The organism is Peribacillus aracenensis (assembly GCF_025175645.1).
Lineage (GTDB): Bacteria > Bacillota > Bacilli > Bacillales > DSM-1321 > Peribacillus > Peribacillus aracenensis.
Genome location: NZ_JANZMJ010000017.1, coordinates 21,790 through 38,541, shown reverse-complemented (window position 1 = coordinate 38,541; position 16,752 = coordinate 21,790). Strand labels below are relative to the sequence as shown.

The following is a 16,752-nucleotide window of genomic DNA, read 5'->3' as shown; positions in this document are numbered from 1 at the left end:
CCGATGCATTTTAAGTACTGCTATTAGCACAGCACTTCACTTTAATCCTATGTACAACAATTTGTCCCTTATGTCTAATGCAATAAAGAAAAGTCCCTGTACATGCAGGGACTTCCTTTTAGAAAATCTGGATACTTAACCGCCGCAACGTCCGCAACGACCGCCGCAACCTCCGCAGCGTCCGCAACCTCCGCAACGGAACCCACAACCTCCGCAACCTCCGCAACGACCGAACCCACAGCCCCCAATAAAGCAACCAAGGCAACCAAAACAACCAAAACCGAAACCAATGAGTCGGGAATCGTCAGCAGAATATCCTGGCTGGAACTGGCTTTGATCCCAAGGAACTGGCTGAGTCACCTGGAAATCATCGACATACAGGTTTTGCAATTGATTTTGAAATTCATACATATTATATAACCTCCGTTTATTATTTATAAGGTAGTACTTAGAACAGGAAATCTGAACGAAATGGTCAGGGAATTGATACCACGTCAAATACTTCCTCCAACAAAATATGTCAGGGGAGTGGGTATTGCCACTGATTATAGCGCCTAATTTCAGCAAAGGCGTTTACGATGAATACCTGGACGATCACTGAAAAAAAAGAAAACCAGAAGGTTAACACCCTTCCGGTTTTCTTGTTTTCCTTATTTCAATAGGACGATCTTTTATGTATAGCCATTACTTTCGAAGTCATCTTAGTTCTGCAGCTGTTCATAACGATTCCAGTTCACCGATTTTTCCAGCACGATTGATATCAATACGCCCATTATGAGCCCATTCGTCAAAAATGGCTGTAAAAGCGTGGGAACGTTCGAAAATGCATTAGGCAGGATGTTCATCAAGCTCACGCCAATCAATACTGGTACGGCAAGCCTGAATATCGTATCTGAAGTGAAATGCTGTCCCTTGACGCTATTGAAAGCCGTACCGAACAGCTGAAGGTACGCAACGAACAATACTGCATTCCCGACTGTTATCGGCATGGTGGCCAGGAAAGCGATGAAAGGAGGAATAAGCCCAATTATGGTCAATAGCATGCCTCCAAGCAAGAAGGGCCTCCGCTCATAGATTTGAGTGCTCTGCAAAAATCCGATGGACGAAGTAAAAGGTGTATACGGAACAAGTCCAAGCAACGGAGCGAAAATGGTAAAACCGCCAGTCATGAATAAAGAATTCCGATACTGCTTGTGTTCAGCTTTATCACCGATTAATTCCGATGCGGCTTGAATGGAAGCGAATGTGTTACACAAATTCAGTAATCCTGCAAAAAAGGAAATCGCTATGATCCCGAATTCCAGATTTGGAGCACCTAATGGGAAAAGTGAAAAAGCGGCACCCGTCGATCCCATTTCTCCCCCGGCCTCCGGAAATAGCAGCTCGTAAAAAATCCATCCCACCATAATCCCGATCAATATAGAGAAATTGCCTATGGTCCTTGGTCCTTTTATCTTTAATATACTTACTAGAAGTACAATCCCCACTGATAGGAAACTGACCGGGATGTTAATTTCCCCATTCTCCGTAATCCCAAGCATCCCCTTGAAAAAGACAAAGATGAGCTGGAACGTCAGAAGGAATAAATAAACCGTCATGACCATGGGGGTGAAAATCTTCTGGACAAATGAAATCAGGTTGAAGGCAGCAATAATGAGGGTCACGACACCAGCTGCAATGAGGCCAGTAGCAATTCCCCCTCCTATCTCGGCATAACCGAGCCCTAAGGATGGTGCTGATAACCCTAGATTCAGCATCACTCCCCACAATAGACCGGAGTGACCTTCCATGAGTGGATACTTATGCCCCTTCCACCCCTGAAACACGCAAGCGATCCCGGTGAAAATGAGAGAGCTTCTCATGGTCATTTCCGTAACATCGGGAGGCAGATCAAAAGCTGCGCCAATCGATATGGGCACTACTACCGTATTTGCAAAAATAAAAAACAACCATTGAAAAGAAGAAAATAGAGTCACAGAAGAACTCCAACTTTTCATAGATTCCATCTCCTTTGAACATGATACTTTTCAAGCTCATGGTGAATTTCAATTGCCCTTCCATTGAAAAAGGCGATAAGACAGCACCATGCTAATAAACGCGGTCCCCGGACGGGGCATGAGATAATGATGACGTTACCATTAATAGTAACAAAGACTGCAGCTCCCTGCTAATTTGTTGGCTTGACTAAGGCTGCAAGGCAAATGGACAGGCATACGCGAGTCTGTTTAAAATATATTTGTGTAATAGCGACAATGGCACGGAAGGGATTCCTTAACCAATTTAGAAAAAAATCACTTCCACAGCATATAACATAAGTAAGTAAAAGTACATGGAAGCGGAAGCCGTTCCATAACCAAAACGAAAAAGGAAATCCGGAAGTATCCGGAAATCCTTTTTCGTTTACTTTTACCGTTCAATTGACTGCTTTTGTTTAGACAGTGAACCGGAAACTACGTTTCCTTTATACATGACTGCTTTACGTTCAGAACGCCTGGCAACTGTCTCTGCAGAACAGCTTGCGTCAATTAACACCAGACTTGCGGCATCTCCCGCTTTCGGCCATACCTGGTTACCCTTTTCGTCCAATGGGGTTTTTCCGCCGGTTATATACCCGAGTGTCCGGGAAAGTGAAACTTCATCGATCCATTTGAAACGTTCTGCGAGCCTTCCTGCTCTCTCCAAGATGTCACCATTCCCAAGAGGGGACCATACATCAAAGATATTATCATTTCCTACTGATACTTCAACCCCTCTTTCATGTAATAAATCAACAGGGGGCATCTGCCTGTTAATAGGGACACTGGTGACGATGGAAATCCCCGCATCCCTAAGAATGTCAGCCAAATCATAGGCTTCTTCCTTGGATACGTCCCCGATACCGAAAGCATGGCTTAATGCTACCCTGCCTTCCCAGCCAGCCTGCTTGGTCAGAGCTGCCAAGCGTTTCATGGTGAACGTGCCCAGATGGCCTGGATCATGCAAATGCAAGTCCACATCAGCGTTCGCTTCCACTGCTAAATCCATCAATTGAACCAGCGATGCTTCAATATTGTTATCGACTGTTGCTGGATCGACCGCCCCGACGATTCCTGCCCCGTTTCGCAATGCCTCCCTGACAAGTTTGACTGAACCGGACCGCAACAATCCGTGCTGCGCAAATGCGACTATTTCTGAACTGAGTCTATGAGAATAGCCAGCAAGCGCCTGCTGCACTTGCTCTAAGTTTTGCAATCCCACTTCAGGATAAATATCAACATGGGTCCGTATATGTGCAGAGCCGGAAGCTAAAAGGATTTCCAGTAAAGATTCTGCACGTTTACATGTGCTTGTTGCTATGGAAGGCAGGACCCGCTTCTCATTTTCAAAGCGTTCAATGACACTTGAAGAAGGAGTGCACGCTCTCCAAACATCCCCCATCAGTGTCTTATCAAGATGAACATGCTTTTCGATGAAGGATGGTAACGCCAGCAACCCTTTTGCATCCTCCACCGGTAAATCATCATGTATGGCTTCCCCATCTTTGACAACCTTCGCAATCCTCCCATCCTCCATCAACAGATGAAATAACCCGGTCACCGTTCCTGTAACTCTTTCATTCTCTATCTTGTAACCACATTCCAAACGAACATTCTTTAACCAATAGATTGTATTCATGATTTTCATCCCTTCTTGAAATAGACCTTCAATTCGACTTCAAGGCAGATTCGCGATCGAGTCCGCCGTAAACCAGATTTCCATTGACCATAACCGCAGCACGCTTCGATCTCCTGGCAACTGCCTCGGCAGCACAAGATGCTTCCACAAAAACCATACTAGCGTCATTTCCCACATTCGGCCATAAACGATTTCCTTCAGGGTCCAGTGTCTTGATCCCTCCCGTAATGAATTGGAGTGATTGGGACAATGCATACTCGTCCTTCCAGTTGTACCTCTCGGCCAATCGGCCTGCCTTTTCCAGCATATCCCCTGTACCAAACGGGGACCAGGAGTCATAAAAGCCATCGCATCCAAGGGCAACATGGACACCTTTTTCATGCAGTGAATCAATCGGGGGAATGACCCTGTTGATCGGAACTGTAGACATGATGGCTACCCCCAGTTTTGATAGTTCACTGGCCAGTTCATTTGATTCTTCTATTGAAACATCACCAAGTGCAAAAGCATGACTGATGGCCGCTCTGTTTTTCCACCCTGCTTCATCGATCAAAGAAGCGAGTTTCTTGATCGTATATAAACCTAGATGACCGGGATCATGTATATGAATATCAATATCAGCATCAAATTCAACGGCCAAATCGACCATTTCATATAGGGAAGCTTCTATATTATTATCCACGCCGCCAGGATCCAGGCCGCCCACCAAAGACGCCCCTTCTTTCATCGCTTGTCTCATCAACCCTTTTGAATTCGTTCTTAGCAGTCCATGCTGTGGGAAAGCCACGATCTCGTATGTCATTTTCCCTTTGAAACGATATAATGCACTTTGAATCTCTTCCAAGTTCTTCATGCCGATGTATGGATCGATGTTAACATGCGTCCTTACATGCGTCGCCCCGCCGCTTAACAATAGTTGAAGCATCCGTTCAGCCCGGAGCCGACCGGTTTCAGCCAGTTCAGCAAGCTCTTTTGCTTCTAACTTTAAGCGTTCGATTAAATTCGGAACCGGAATGCATGATTTCCATGGCAGTCCTAAATAAGTCTTGTCAAGATGATTATGCATCTCCTTGAAAGGAGGAAGTGCAAGCAGCTTTCCCGCGTCGTGAACAGGATCATCCGTTTTCAAAGGCATACTTGAAGCCAATTGCAATTCCTTTATGACCCCATTTTTTATATACATGTTGTATGCAGCTGTCTTCGTCCGGTCAATCCGTCCATTCTCAAAAACAAATCCACTATCAAGTGTAACGTTTGTAAGCCAGTATGCTTCATTCATCAAATCACTCTCTTTAATAGAAGATTAAACACCTGTCGTCTCGAAAGATGAAATAGATCCGCTAACAACCTTGCCTCTGAAGATGACAGCGGCACGCTTTGCCCTTCTAGCCACCGCTTCCGCAGAACAGCTGGCTTCAAGCAACACGATATTCGCCTCATCCCCGACATTAGGCCACGCCTTGATCCCGTCCTTGTTTAATGGGGTCTTCCCTCCTGTTATGAATTGCAGGCTTTGCGCTAAGGAACGTTCTTCAATCATGCGAAACCTCTCGGCAAGGCGACCGGCCTTTTCCAGATTGTCCCCGATGCCAAAGGGTGTCCAGTGATCAGTGAGGCTGTCATTACCCAATTCGACCTTCACCCCTTTTTCATGAAGAAGGGGGATGGGAATCGTTCTGAAGATCGGCACTGTGGATGTAATCGATATTCCTGTTTCCGAAAACCTTTCGGCTATGCCCGCTGCCTCCGGGACTGAAAGATCTGCCAAACCGCTTGCGTGGCTGACCGTGACCCTTCCTTGCCAGCCTGCGTCTTCCGTCAGTGAAGCGAGGCGCTGCATGGTGAAGAGTCCAAGGTGATCCGGATCATGTAAATGGACATCGATATCGGAATTGTGTTCGACCGCGATATCCATGATTGTTTCAAGGGATTGCTCTATGTTTTCATCAATGGTGGCGGGATCGACGCCGCCTACCAGATTCGCGCCATTCTTCATGGCCTCCCTTATCAAACCGACGGAATTACTGCGTAATAGTCCATGCTGTGGGAATGCGACGATTTCATACGTCAATTTATCCTTATATCCTTCCAGTGCCTGAATGGTGGCCTCCAAGTTTTTCAGACCTATAACGGGGTCAATGTTGCAATGTGTGCGTATATGGGTAGAGCCGAAGTCCAATAATAAATCCAGCATTTTTTCCGCTCTTACTTTAGCGGTAGGCAATAATTCCGGCAGTAAGACCTGCTCTTCTTCTATCCGGGTTTTCACGCCATTAATGGCAGGCAGGCAAGCCTTCCACGGACCGCCATAGTAGGTTTTATCAATGTGGATATGCATTTCCTTAAACGAGGGGACCATCAGGAGACCGTGAACATCATGCTGTGGGTCCTGATCCGTTATCGATTCCTTTGACAATAGAATCGAGGATATTTTTCCATTTTCAATCTTGATGTGGTAATTTCCGGTTTCAGTGCCGGTGATCGTTTCATTTTCATTATAAGTAAACCCATTTTCCAAGCGTACATTCGTCAGCCAATACGATTGAGACATTAAACTCACCCTTCCACTCCAGATTGAATATGCATCACTTTCATTATAGTTCTAAAAATCAACAAATCATTTCAGAATTTTTACTCGTTTTTATGTTATTTTTACTTATTGCGCCAAAGAAAGAGATTCACCCTAATGGATGAACCCCTTTCGTCTTATCTCCCCATCACTTGATCGTTACGTCATTTATCTCCAGATAGCCTGAAGGGCTGATTGAAAATCCTTTTACTTCTTTAGCGACTGCAGCAACATTTTCTATGACCCTTACAGGAATATACGGGGTGTCACCCATCTCGATTTCCTGTGCCTCTGCGTATAGTTCTTTGCGTTTCCCCTCTTCTTTTTCCTTCCTGGCGGCATCTATTAAACGATCAACCTTTTGATTGCTGTAAAAGAATGTATTTCCTGCCGCTCCCTGTGATTCCGTATGAAATAGGTTATATTGATTATAATCGGCATCCCCGGTCGCGTTTCTCCAACTGATGATGAACATTTCCGATTGCCCTTTATTCACTTGTTCCACGAACGAACCGTACTCCATCACCTGTACCTTCAAATTAATCCCGATACCTTTTAGTTGGGATTGCAGGACCTCGGCCAAATTAACTCTTTCTTTACTGTCCATTGTCAGGATGGTTGCATCCAAGCCGTCTGAATATCCGGCTTCGGCCATCAGTTTCTTCGCTTCCTTCAGGTTGTAATCATAGGCTTCGAGGTCTTGGTTGTAACCGAATACTTTAGATCCCATCAAGGAGTTCGCCTTCACCCCCACATTATTAAAGACGCCCTTGATGATCGAGTCCATTTCAATGGCATGGGCGATGGCCTTACGGACCCTTACATCATTGAACGGTTCTTTATTGACATTGAACCCTAAGTATTCGGTACCATATCCTTCACTGCGGTAAACATCCATTGCCGGGGAAGATTCAACCTGGTCCATGACAGCTACAGGAAGAGGCTCTGCGATTTGCGCTTCACCGGTTTCAATCATCGATATCCTCGTGGAGTCTTCAGGGACGACTTTGAAGACGACCTTGTCCACTTTTGGCTCGTCTCCCCAATAGCTCTCGTTTTTCGTCAACGTGATTTCCTGGCCTGGTGACCATGAATCAAAAACGAAAGGACCGGTTCCATTTGGTTCCTGGATGATCTTTTTGCCATACTTTTCAATTGTTTTCGGACTGATGATTCCGCCTTCGTGATTCGCCAATATGGAAAGGAGAGGGGAAAATGGTTCCTTTAAAATGAATTGCACGGTGAATTCATCAACCGGTTTCACCTCTTTTACCATTTCGAACACGACTGCCCTCGGAGATGCAACCAACGGATCTAATAGTCGATCAAACGTCTTTTTTACTGCGTCTGCATTAAATGGCGTACCATCATGAAACTTTACATCTTCCCTAAGCTTGAATTCCCAGGTCGTGTCATCAATTTGCTTCCATTTTTCTGCTAGCATTGGCTGTATCTCACTATTCTCATCCCGTTGTACAAGACCTTCATAGACTTTATGGTGAGTGACGCTAGCGGCGTTAATCGTGGACATGAACTGCTGATCCAAATTCTCAGCGTCGGATAAGCGGGCAATGACCAATGTACCCCCTTCTTTTGATGCCCGGTTCGGATCACTTGCCGTTGTGTTTACGTCATTGTTAGAAGAACAGCCCGTAATGATGATAGCCATGATCATGACTAGAAAAAGCTTACCTGTCCCACGTTTTAACCCCATGGTCTTCTGCCTCCCAATTTCATTTTTTGAATATTTATCTAATTATAGGAAATATTCTGACTATTTTTTTCGAATATCTTTACTATGTTTTTCATTTTCTTTACTTGTTATCAAGAATTGCTTCCGTCTCGCTTATCGATTCCACGACCTTGAATGATGGCTTAAACAAATCTTTCTCCGCAAGCTCCTGATAATCCCTTTCCATATATCCTCTTCTCATCTTCTTAAAATATTGTTGTCCCTTATATCTGATTTCCGTTAAATCCAGATTGGGGATCATTTGATCCTTCATGACTACTTTTCCATTTATGATCGATAATTTAACGTCCCTCCCAGACCCGCTTACGAACATGGTTCGAATGGGATCATCGATCACACCCATATGAAAACCGTCCAAGTCAATCGCGATAATATCCGCCTTGGCCCCCGCAGCGATGCGTCCTAAATCGTTCCTGCCAAGAAAAGCGGCCGCATCAAGTGTGGCTGACCGAAAGAAATCGGCATAGACAGAGCCTTCCGTATCTCCTTCCACCATCCGTGAGAGCATGCTGCCTGTCCTGACGTTCTGGAACATATCCGGAGGGAATGTGTCCGTTCCAAGGGCGATATTGATCCCAGCCCGTTTATATTTAGCGAAAGATTCCAGTGCCTCCCCATGCCTCCCGATGATCAGGGGGCAATGAATCACCGTTGTATTCGTTTCAGCAAGCAGCGCCAAGTCATCACCCTGTCCATATTTCGCTTTACTATATCCTGAAACAAAGTGGGCATGCGGGATCCCTGTTCTTGGACCGAGAAAGCCAAGGTCGTACAAATATCTGATCGGTGTAACTTGATGGGCATTCCAGATGGTGTTGAATTCAAAACTTCCTTGTGCAGCATGCAGCTTTATGGGTACGTCCAATTTTTCGCTGTAATATTTAATCTGTTTTAATTGATCTGCCGTTTGGGACTCTATACGTTCTGGGGCAAGCATCCCTCTGACCATGCCTTCATACGCTCCATCGAATTTTTCCACAAACTCGACCGCTTTCCGTAATCCCTCTTCCCCGGCTTTTTCATCCCAATGCAGTTTAATATTCCCGTCAGGCTGAACGACCCTCATTCCTGATTGGAAACTCGGGCCAAGGTAAATCCTTAACCCCAATCCAGCTGCATGTTCTGCCGCAGCTGCCAATTCATCATAGGTTTCAGCCCAGTTTTTATAAAAAACGGAAGTAATGGGCATCGCCGTCGTCACGCCATGAAGGATGAGTTGTGAATAAGCATAGAGTGATTTAAAAGCTTCTTCTTCCCCGGTCATTAATTCAGAATGTCCGCTTTTTATATGCTTCTCTGACCAGAGAAGGTTTTTCTGTCTGTCGGCATCGGCTTCAAAATGTAAGATATCATGGTCAATGTCCCCTAATGCATTTAAATCTATGAATCCGGGACTGATAATGGCGTTTCCGGCATCCATTACCTCGTCCACTTCTCCTGGATAATTTTTTCCGACATACAGAATCGTGTCTTTTTCATAAACGATTTCCGCTTTTTCCAAAATGACATGATCGCATCCATCATACCCAATTACATATCTTCCTTTAAGCTTGGTTTTCATCTTATTCCCCTTTCACCATCGCGGCAGCTTCTTCTTCTCGTTCGTCATATCGCTTTTCATCTACATATGCCCTGGCATGGCCCCAGAAATATTTCGTCGGTTGCATATACTTTTCGAGCCCCGCACGCTTTATCGTTGAAAAGGCCTCCTCATTCGCTTCATCAAGCACTGTACTTTCATGGACCGTCCGTACATTCCTCCCTTCCATGATCAATTTCCCATCCACGATGACATGCTCCACATCATTCGCCACTGCTTGAAATACAAGCCTGTGAACATGCATGAATTCAGGGGTCAGGTGAGGCTGATGCAGATTGACCGTAATGACATCCGCTTTTTTCCCGATCTCAAGGGAGCCTATTTCATCATCCCAGCCAATGCATTTCGCAGCATCTATCGTGATCATTTCCAACAGCTTGCCTGGCGGTAAATAATAGTAGTCCCTAAGTGCTGCCTGGTGAACGAACTGTGTTTTCCTCATTGCCTGAAACATATCGAAACTTGTGGAAGGGGAAGTCCCATCCGTGGAGATTGCCACAGTTGCACCCATCTCCAATAATTCAGTTATCGGGGTACGGGCATGAACCTGGCCAAATCCAGGTGATGCACTGACGTTGGTACCTGTTTCTGCCAGTATTCTTGCCTCATCGAAGGAAATGCCCCGACAGTGCTGTAAATGGACATCCGGACCCAATAGGGCATTTTCCTTATCCTGTATCGCTAAATGAATCATCCCGCCAAAGGCATCAGAGTGAATGCGTGTATTATATTTCCTGGCAATCTCCCTAATTTTCTTCGCTTGATAAAGGTCATGATCATTCAGCCCATAAAGTCTGTCAGGAGATGTGGGATTGGAGGGATCCACGGATGTCACGATGACAAATGGCGTAATGAAGGCTCTTGTGCGGTCTTCATTCGCATGGTTCAGCGCCTCGATTACAGCTTCCGCCCCCTGTAGCACCTCTTCATAGGTAACTTCCTTCACCACTCTCTTTCCGTCAATCCACCGGCTAAATGAATGGGGCCATGGAGGGTTGCAAGGCCCTGTGCATACCACTTCCCTGATCCCCACTTCGGCGTATGCTTTTGCATGATTGATGGCAAAAATCGGTTCATCGGACCGCGGCATGGATCCTAACACGCTCACCCCGGTTGTCACGCCCGCCTTTAACCTCTCAAGTGAGGATAGCTTTCCTTCGTAATACCAAAAGTCATCTGTAACAAAATGCTTGTACGCATTCGTCATGATGGGCATCCAAAAATCAATATTTTCCATTGCAATCGTTTTGAACATGGAATGTCCCCCATGCCCATGAACATCTATCAATCCCGGCAATATGCATTGATGGCTGCAATCGATGACTTTTACAGCCTCATACTGCAATGTCAGTTTTTCGCTGGAATCAACGGCTAAAATCCTTCCTTGATGTATGGCGACGGCGCCATCCGGCAGAATTCTCCTGTTTTGATCCATGGTTATCACGGTCCCATGGATTAGCAATAAATCGATCATATTTCCCCTCCTAATTGAGAAGACAGCATAACATCCTTATGCTGCCTTCCTTTTGTGATGAATGTCTACTTCACGGTTACGTCATCAAGCATTAAATAATTTGCCGGATTCAGCCAAAGCCCTTTAACCGTTTCGCCATATACGGCCAAGTGTTCATAATTACGGATCGGAACATATGGAACTTCTTCCCTTTCAATTGCTTGTGCCTTGGAATATAGTTCCTTACGTTTATCGCTATCCGATTCTTTACGTGCATCTTCAATCAATTTATCCACTTCCGGGTTGCTGTAGAATGCACTATTTCCCGCAGCACCTTGGGATTTGCTATTGAAAAGATTGAATTGATTATAATCTCCATCGCCGGTGGCATTGCCCCAGCCGCCTATCGCTACCTGGTGCTCGCCCTTGGCTGTCGCGTCAATGTAAGCCCCATACTCAAGGACTTGAATCTTGACCTTGATTCCGATTCCTTTTAACTGGGATTGAATCACCTCAGCCATATTGATCCTTTCCTTACGATCGCTCGTCGTCAGTGTAAACTCCAAACCATCCTTGACACCCGCTTCAGTCAAGAGCTTCTTCGATTCATTAATATCATAATCGTAGCCTTTTATATCCGGATCATATCCAAACACCTTTGGGCTCATTGTCGAATTTGCCCTCGTACCGATGTCGTTATAAACCCCTTTAATGATGGAATCCACCTCGATGGCATGAGCGACCGCCTTGCGGACCCGCACATCATCAAAAGGTTTTTTCTTAACATTGAAGCTTAAGTATTCAACAGCAAGTCCCTCCGTGCGATATAAATCCATCGTGCCCGAAGCTTCGATCCTATCAATCTCCGTCACTGGCACTTGATCTGTCACATGCGCTTCACCCGTTTCAATCATCGCAATCCTCGTAGCATCTTCAGGGACAACCTTGAATACCACCCCATCGATCTTAGGCTTATCCCCCCAGTAATCCTTGTTTTTCGAAAGTGTGATTTCTTCACCAGGCTTCCACGATTTAAACACGAATGGCCCTGTCCCAACGGGGTTTTGAGCCAACTTGTCACTATTTTCCTTAATCGCTTTAGGGCTGATGATGCTTCCTTCATTACTCACTAAAATCGATAACAGCGGAGCATAAGGATATTTCAGCTTGAATTGTACGGTCGTTTCGTCAACGACTTTGATTTCTTTGATCATTTCCAATTTACCAGCCTGCGGCGATGCTGTTGCTGGGTCCAGTATCCTGTCGAAATTGGTTTTCACCGCTTCTGCATTGAATGGGGCCCCATCATGGAATTTGACTCCCTCCTGCAATTTGAACTCCCACGTGACATCATCCAGCTGTTTCCACTCTTTTGCGAGCAGCGGTTTAGGATTCATATTTTTGTCAGGAACGACCAATGTTTGATAAACCTTTTCATAAATGACGTTTGCCGATGGAATGTCTGTTATGAAATGAGGGTCCAAGGTGGTCGCATCAGATAATCGCGCGACGATCAGCGTTCCTCCTTCTTTCGCTTTTTCCTCTGTTTCCTTGCTGCCGGTTTGTTCTGCTGCACACCCTGATAAAACGGATGAGATGCCTAATAAAGAGGCAAAAAGCAACCCAATCATACCTTTTCTCATTCTAGTTCCTCCCTTTTCATCCTCCCTTTGTTTCTCCAAGTGACGTTCAGCTATGGGTACATCGGGCTTATGTAAATTATAAAAAAAAATGAAATTGTATATTTTCAGAATCTTTACTCATTTTTTAATTATCTTTACTGCTTTTCCGCATCATATTTACTTCAATTCCTTTTTTGAATAAATTGAATGAAAGAAAAGGAGGAAGTCCAATGAAGCCAGAGGTCGTAATCAATCATAACGAATTGAATGTAAACGAAAGAAAATCTCCGAAACTAAGACACTGGAAAGCCTTTTATAAAAAGTTCAAACGAAATAAATTGGCGTTGGTAGGCGGGTACATCGTACTTTTTTATATTTTATTGGCTATCTTTGCACCTTTGATCTCACCGCAGGATCCGTATGAAATTGATTTGGTCAACAAACTCCAGCCTCCATCAGCCGAACATTTGATGGGTACGGATGATAAGGGAAGGGATATTTTAAGCAGATTATTATATGGGACAAGGCTTTCATTAACGGTCGGGTTTGTCTCTGTATTCTTCGGGGCGTTCATTGGGATACTTCTCGGGTTAACAGCCGGGTATTACGGAAAATGGATCGATACCGTCATCATGAGGATTGTCGATGTTCTGCTGGCTTTCCCGGGAATTTTGCTTGCTCTTGCCATCATCAGTGCCCTTGGTCCAAGTTTAATCAATGTAATGGTAGCGGTCGGCGTCTTTTCCATACCGATGTTCGCCCGGATTGTACGCGGTTCCACATTGTCAGTCAGGAAGCTGGAATATATCGATGCCATTCGTGCATTGGGAGCCACTGACATCACGATCATATGCAAGCATATTTTTCCGAATATTCTATCACCTGTCATCGTTCAAGCCACATTACGTCTGGCAACGGCCATTCTGTCGGCAGCCGGATTATCATTTCTGGGACTGGGAGCCCAGCCGCCCTCTCCAGAATGGGGAGCGATGCTGAGCAGCGGTCGGGATTATTTGTTCAGCGCCCCCCACATCGCTTTGTTTCCGGGGATAGCGATTTCAACACTGGTACTTGGTTTCAATATCTTCGGGGATGGACTTAGAGATGCCCTGGATCCAAGAATGAAAAAATAAGGAGGAGAGAAAATGTTCGTATTTATTATCCGACGGGTGCTTCAAACCATACCGGTATTACTGGGAGTAAGTCTTGTTGTGTTCCTCATCATGCAAATGGTCCCTGGAGATCCGGCAACACTGCTTGCAGGTGAAGGAGCGACTAAAGAAACGATTGAATCGCTGCGGCATGAGCTTGGCTTGGATCGTCCAATCCTCTATCAGTACGTCGACTATATCCTTCATGCGGTTCAAGGTGACTTCGGGGAATCTCTCCGCAGCAGCCGCCCTGTTTTGGACGAAATCATGGTCCGTTTGCCCATCACCCTTGAACTGGCACTTGCCAGCATTTTCATAACCGTCGTCCTTGGAATGATCGCAGGAATCATCTCGGCCACCAAGCAATACTCGGCAGCTGACATTTCCATCATGATCGTTGCTTTACTGGGAATCTCGTTACCTAGTTTTTGGCTGGGCCTCATGCTTATCTACTTCTTTTCCGTGAACCTTCATTTGTTTCCGGTTTCAGGTTGGGGAACTTTCAGCCACATGATACTCCCAGCCATAACCCTTGGGGCCGGCGGAGCGGCCATTGTCGCCAGGATGACCAGGTCGAGCATGCTTGAAGTCGTTCGCCAGGACTACATCCGGACCGCAAGAGCCAAGGGATTGAAAGAATATATCATCATTTATAAACATGGTCTGAAAAATGCGCTTATCCCCGTCATTACAGTCGTTGGCCTCCAGTTCGGCGCACTCCTTGGCGGCACAGTATTGACAGAGTCCGTTTTTGCCATCAATGGACTTGGGAGATTGATAGTCGATGCAATCAGGACGAGGGATTTGCCGATGGTCCAAGGCGGGGTCCTCATCGCTTCCGTTATCTTCGTATTCATGAATTTAGCAGTGGATGTCCTCTATCGATACTTTAACAAAAGAATAGACTTGAACTAAGGAGGTATGATGATGAAACAGGTTGATGATAAAATACTGGAGGTAAAAAATCTGCAAACCCACTTTTTCACTGACGAAGGAACGAGTAAAGCAGTCAACGGGATCAGTTTCTCCCTTAATAAAGGGGAAACGCTTGGAATCGTCGGGGAGTCGGGAAGCGGGAAAAGCATAACATCGCTATCATTATTAAGGCTCATTCCATCTCCGCCCGGCAAGATTGCCGGTGGCAGCATCCTTTTTAAAGGGGAGGATTTGCTTACGAAGTCTGAAAAACAGATGCGGTCCATACGCGGCAATGAAATTTCGATGATATTTCAGGAGCCGATGACATCATTGAATCCCGTATATCCAGCGGGCGAGCAAATTGCGGAAGCGATCCGGCTCCATCAAAAGCTGGGAAAAAAGGAAGCATGGAATAAAGCGGTCGACATGCTTCGGCTCGTCGGCATCCCCTCACCCGAAAAAAGGGCAAAACAGGAGCCGCATGAGCTAAGCGGCGGAATGAGGCAAAGGGTCATGATTGCCATGGCACTTGCCTGCCACCCTGAGGTTCTAATAGCGGATGAACCTACAACAGCACTGGATGTGACGATCCAAGCCCAAATCCTTGAACTGATCAAGACGCTGCAAAAGGATTTCGGGACGGCTGTCATTTTGATCACCCATGATTTGGGTGTCGTATACGAAACCTGTGATCGGGTTGCCGTCATGTACGCAGGAAAAATCGTCGAATACACTTTGGCCAAGGAAATATTCACAAACCCAAAACATCCATACACGATTGGCTTATTGAACTCCCTTCCGCGTCTGGACATGGACCAGGAAGAACTGGCTACAATCCCCGGGACCGTTCCAAGTCCTTACAACATGCCCAAGGGCTGCAGCTTCGCTCCCCGCTGTGCACATGCGAGGGGCATTTGTGAACAAGCCGTTCCGGATCTCCAGGCTATCGGCCCCAGCACCGAGGTCAGCTGCTGGATGTTCACCTCCCAATGGGAGAAGGAATATGACGCTCAAGAGAAGGTGGGAATGTAATGATGGGTGTACCAGCTGCAGAGAAAAAGGTTCTGCTTAAAGTGGATCAATTGAAACAATACTTTCCGATCAAGGGCGGTTTTTTCGGAAGGACCATCAATCATGTAAAAGCCGTCGATGACATTACCTTCGATATCCATCAGGGCGAAACCTTAAGCATAGTCGGCGAATCCGGCTGCGGAAAATCGACTACCGGAAGGGCCATCCTTCGATTGGATGAACCAACAAGCGGGAGCATTCACTTTCAGGATAAGGATTTACTGAGTTTAGGAAAAAAAGAAATGAGGCGTACCAGGAAAGATCTGCAAGTCATTTTTCAAGATCCATTTGCCTCCCTTAATCCGAGACAGACGATCGGCCAAATTCTCAGAGAAGCTTTGGCCATCCAAAATGTAGTACCTAAAGAAAACCGAAAGAGCCGGATTGAAGAATTATTGGGACATGTCGGGCTTAGACCGGAATCCATGGAAAGATACCCGCATGAATTCAGCGGCGGCCAGAGACAGCGGGTCGGCATTGCACGGGCTCTTGCAGTGGACCCAAAATTGATCATATGTGACGAAGCTGTATCTGCTCTGGATGTCTCCATTCAAGCACAAGTACTGAATTTATTGAAATCCTTACAGCGCCAGTTCGACCTTACCTTCCTTTTCATCTCACATGATTTAGGCGTGGTCAGGCATATCTCGGATCGGGTGATGGTCATGTATCTCGGAAAGATCGTCGAAATAGCCGATAAAAAGTCCATTTTCGAACAGCCGCAGCATCCATATACAAGGGCATTGCTATCGGCCATCCCAGTACCGAATCCTGTGCATGAAAGAGAACGGATCCTCTTGACGGGTGATGTCCCCTCGCCCATCGATCCTCCAAGCGGATGCCGCTTCCATACACGGTGCCCTTTTGTACAGGATATCTGCAAAACACAGCTGCCTGAACTAAAAAGAACGGCACAAAATCATCAAGTTGCTTGTCACATTGTGTCATAAGCTGTAGATTT

General features: G+C 45.8%; 13 protein-coding genes. 4 read left to right on the top strand and 9 right to left on the bottom strand.

Features of this window, described 5'->3' with window-relative positions:
• Nucleotides 1–135: 135 nt before the first annotated feature.
• The 9 genes from N0M92_RS17080 to N0M92_RS17040 form a co-directional block, all read right to left on the bottom strand.
• Entirely contained in the window at nucleotides 136–411 is a 276-nt protein-coding gene (locus N0M92_RS17080) for a heterocycloanthracin/sonorensin family bacteriocin (RefSeq protein WP_125160522.1), read from the bottom strand.
• 290 nt (nucleotides 412–701) lie between these two features.
• Nucleotides 702–1,997 (bottom strand): uracil/xanthine transporter, encoded by a 1,296-nt coding sequence (locus tag N0M92_RS17075; RefSeq protein WP_260286934.1) that lies wholly within the window; start codon nucleotides 1,995–1,997, stop codon nucleotides 702–704.
• A 409-nt stretch (nucleotides 1,998–2,406) separates the two neighbouring features.
• Entirely contained in the window at nucleotides 2,407–3,654 is a 1,248-nt protein-coding gene (locus tag N0M92_RS17070) for an amidohydrolase (RefSeq protein ID WP_260286933.1), read from the bottom strand.
• 28 nt (nucleotides 3,655–3,682) lie between these two features.
• Complete coding sequence (locus tag N0M92_RS17065; RefSeq protein ID WP_260286932.1) at nucleotides 3,683–4,933, bottom strand: amidohydrolase family protein; 1,251 nt, start codon at nucleotides 4,931–4,933, stop codon at nucleotides 3,683–3,685.
• 24 nt (nucleotides 4,934–4,957) lie between these two features.
• Nucleotides 4,958–6,205 (bottom strand): amidohydrolase family protein, encoded by a 1,248-nt coding sequence (locus N0M92_RS17060; RefSeq protein ID WP_260287017.1) that lies wholly within the window; start codon nucleotides 6,203–6,205, stop codon nucleotides 4,958–4,960.
• Nucleotides 6,206–6,371: 166 nt separating this feature from the next.
• On the bottom strand, nucleotides 6,372–7,937 hold the full coding sequence (locus N0M92_RS17055; protein ID WP_260286931.1) for a glutathione ABC transporter substrate-binding protein: 1,566 nt from the start codon (nucleotides 7,935–7,937) through the stop codon (nucleotides 6,372–6,374).
• A 100-nt stretch (nucleotides 7,938–8,037) separates the two neighbouring features.
• The gene (locus tag N0M92_RS17050) at nucleotides 8,038–9,537 is read right to left on the bottom strand and encodes a chlorohydrolase family protein (protein WP_260286930.1); all 1,500 of its coding nucleotides are present in this window, start codon (nucleotides 9,535–9,537) and stop codon (nucleotides 8,038–8,040) included.
• Between the two features lies 1 nt (nucleotide 9,538).
• Nucleotides 9,539–11,050 (bottom strand): amidohydrolase family protein, encoded by a 1,512-nt coding sequence (locus N0M92_RS17045; RefSeq protein WP_260286928.1) that lies wholly within the window; start codon nucleotides 11,048–11,050, stop codon nucleotides 9,539–9,541.
• A 65-nt stretch (nucleotides 11,051–11,115) separates the two neighbouring features.
• Nucleotides 11,116–12,672 carry a glutathione ABC transporter substrate-binding protein gene (locus tag N0M92_RS17040; RefSeq protein ID WP_260286927.1) on the bottom strand — a complete coding sequence of 519 codons (1,557 nt, stop codon included), beginning with the start codon at nucleotides 12,670–12,672 and terminating at the stop codon, nucleotides 11,116–11,118.
• A 209-nt stretch (nucleotides 12,673–12,881) separates the two neighbouring features.
• On the opposite strand from N0M92_RS17040, the gene nikC reads away from it, so the two are divergent.
• The 4 genes from nikC to N0M92_RS17020 are packed head-to-tail and all read left to right on the top strand — an operon-like array spanning nucleotide 12,882 to nucleotide 16,741.
• The gene (gene nikC, locus N0M92_RS17035) at nucleotides 12,882–13,784 is read left to right on the top strand and encodes a nickel transporter permease (RefSeq protein ID WP_192206511.1); all 903 of its coding nucleotides are present in this window, start codon (nucleotides 12,882–12,884) and stop codon (nucleotides 13,782–13,784) included.
• 12 nt (nucleotides 13,785–13,796) lie between these two features.
• On the top strand, nucleotides 13,797–14,717 hold the full coding sequence (gene nikB, locus N0M92_RS17030; RefSeq protein WP_192206512.1) for a nickel ABC transporter permease: 921 nt from the start codon (nucleotides 13,797–13,799) through the stop codon (nucleotides 14,715–14,717).
• Between the two features lie 12 nt (nucleotides 14,718–14,729).
• The gene (locus N0M92_RS17025) at nucleotides 14,730–15,752 is read left to right on the top strand and encodes an ABC transporter ATP-binding protein (RefSeq protein WP_397443873.1); all 1,023 of its coding nucleotides are present in this window, start codon (nucleotides 14,730–14,732) and stop codon (nucleotides 15,750–15,752) included.
• Entirely contained in the window at nucleotides 15,752–16,741 is a 990-nt protein-coding gene (locus N0M92_RS17020) for an ABC transporter ATP-binding protein (RefSeq protein ID WP_311202571.1), read from the top strand. The genes N0M92_RS17025 and N0M92_RS17020 overlap by 1 nt, the downstream gene beginning before the upstream one ends.
• Nucleotides 16,742–16,752: the final 11 nt, after the last annotated feature.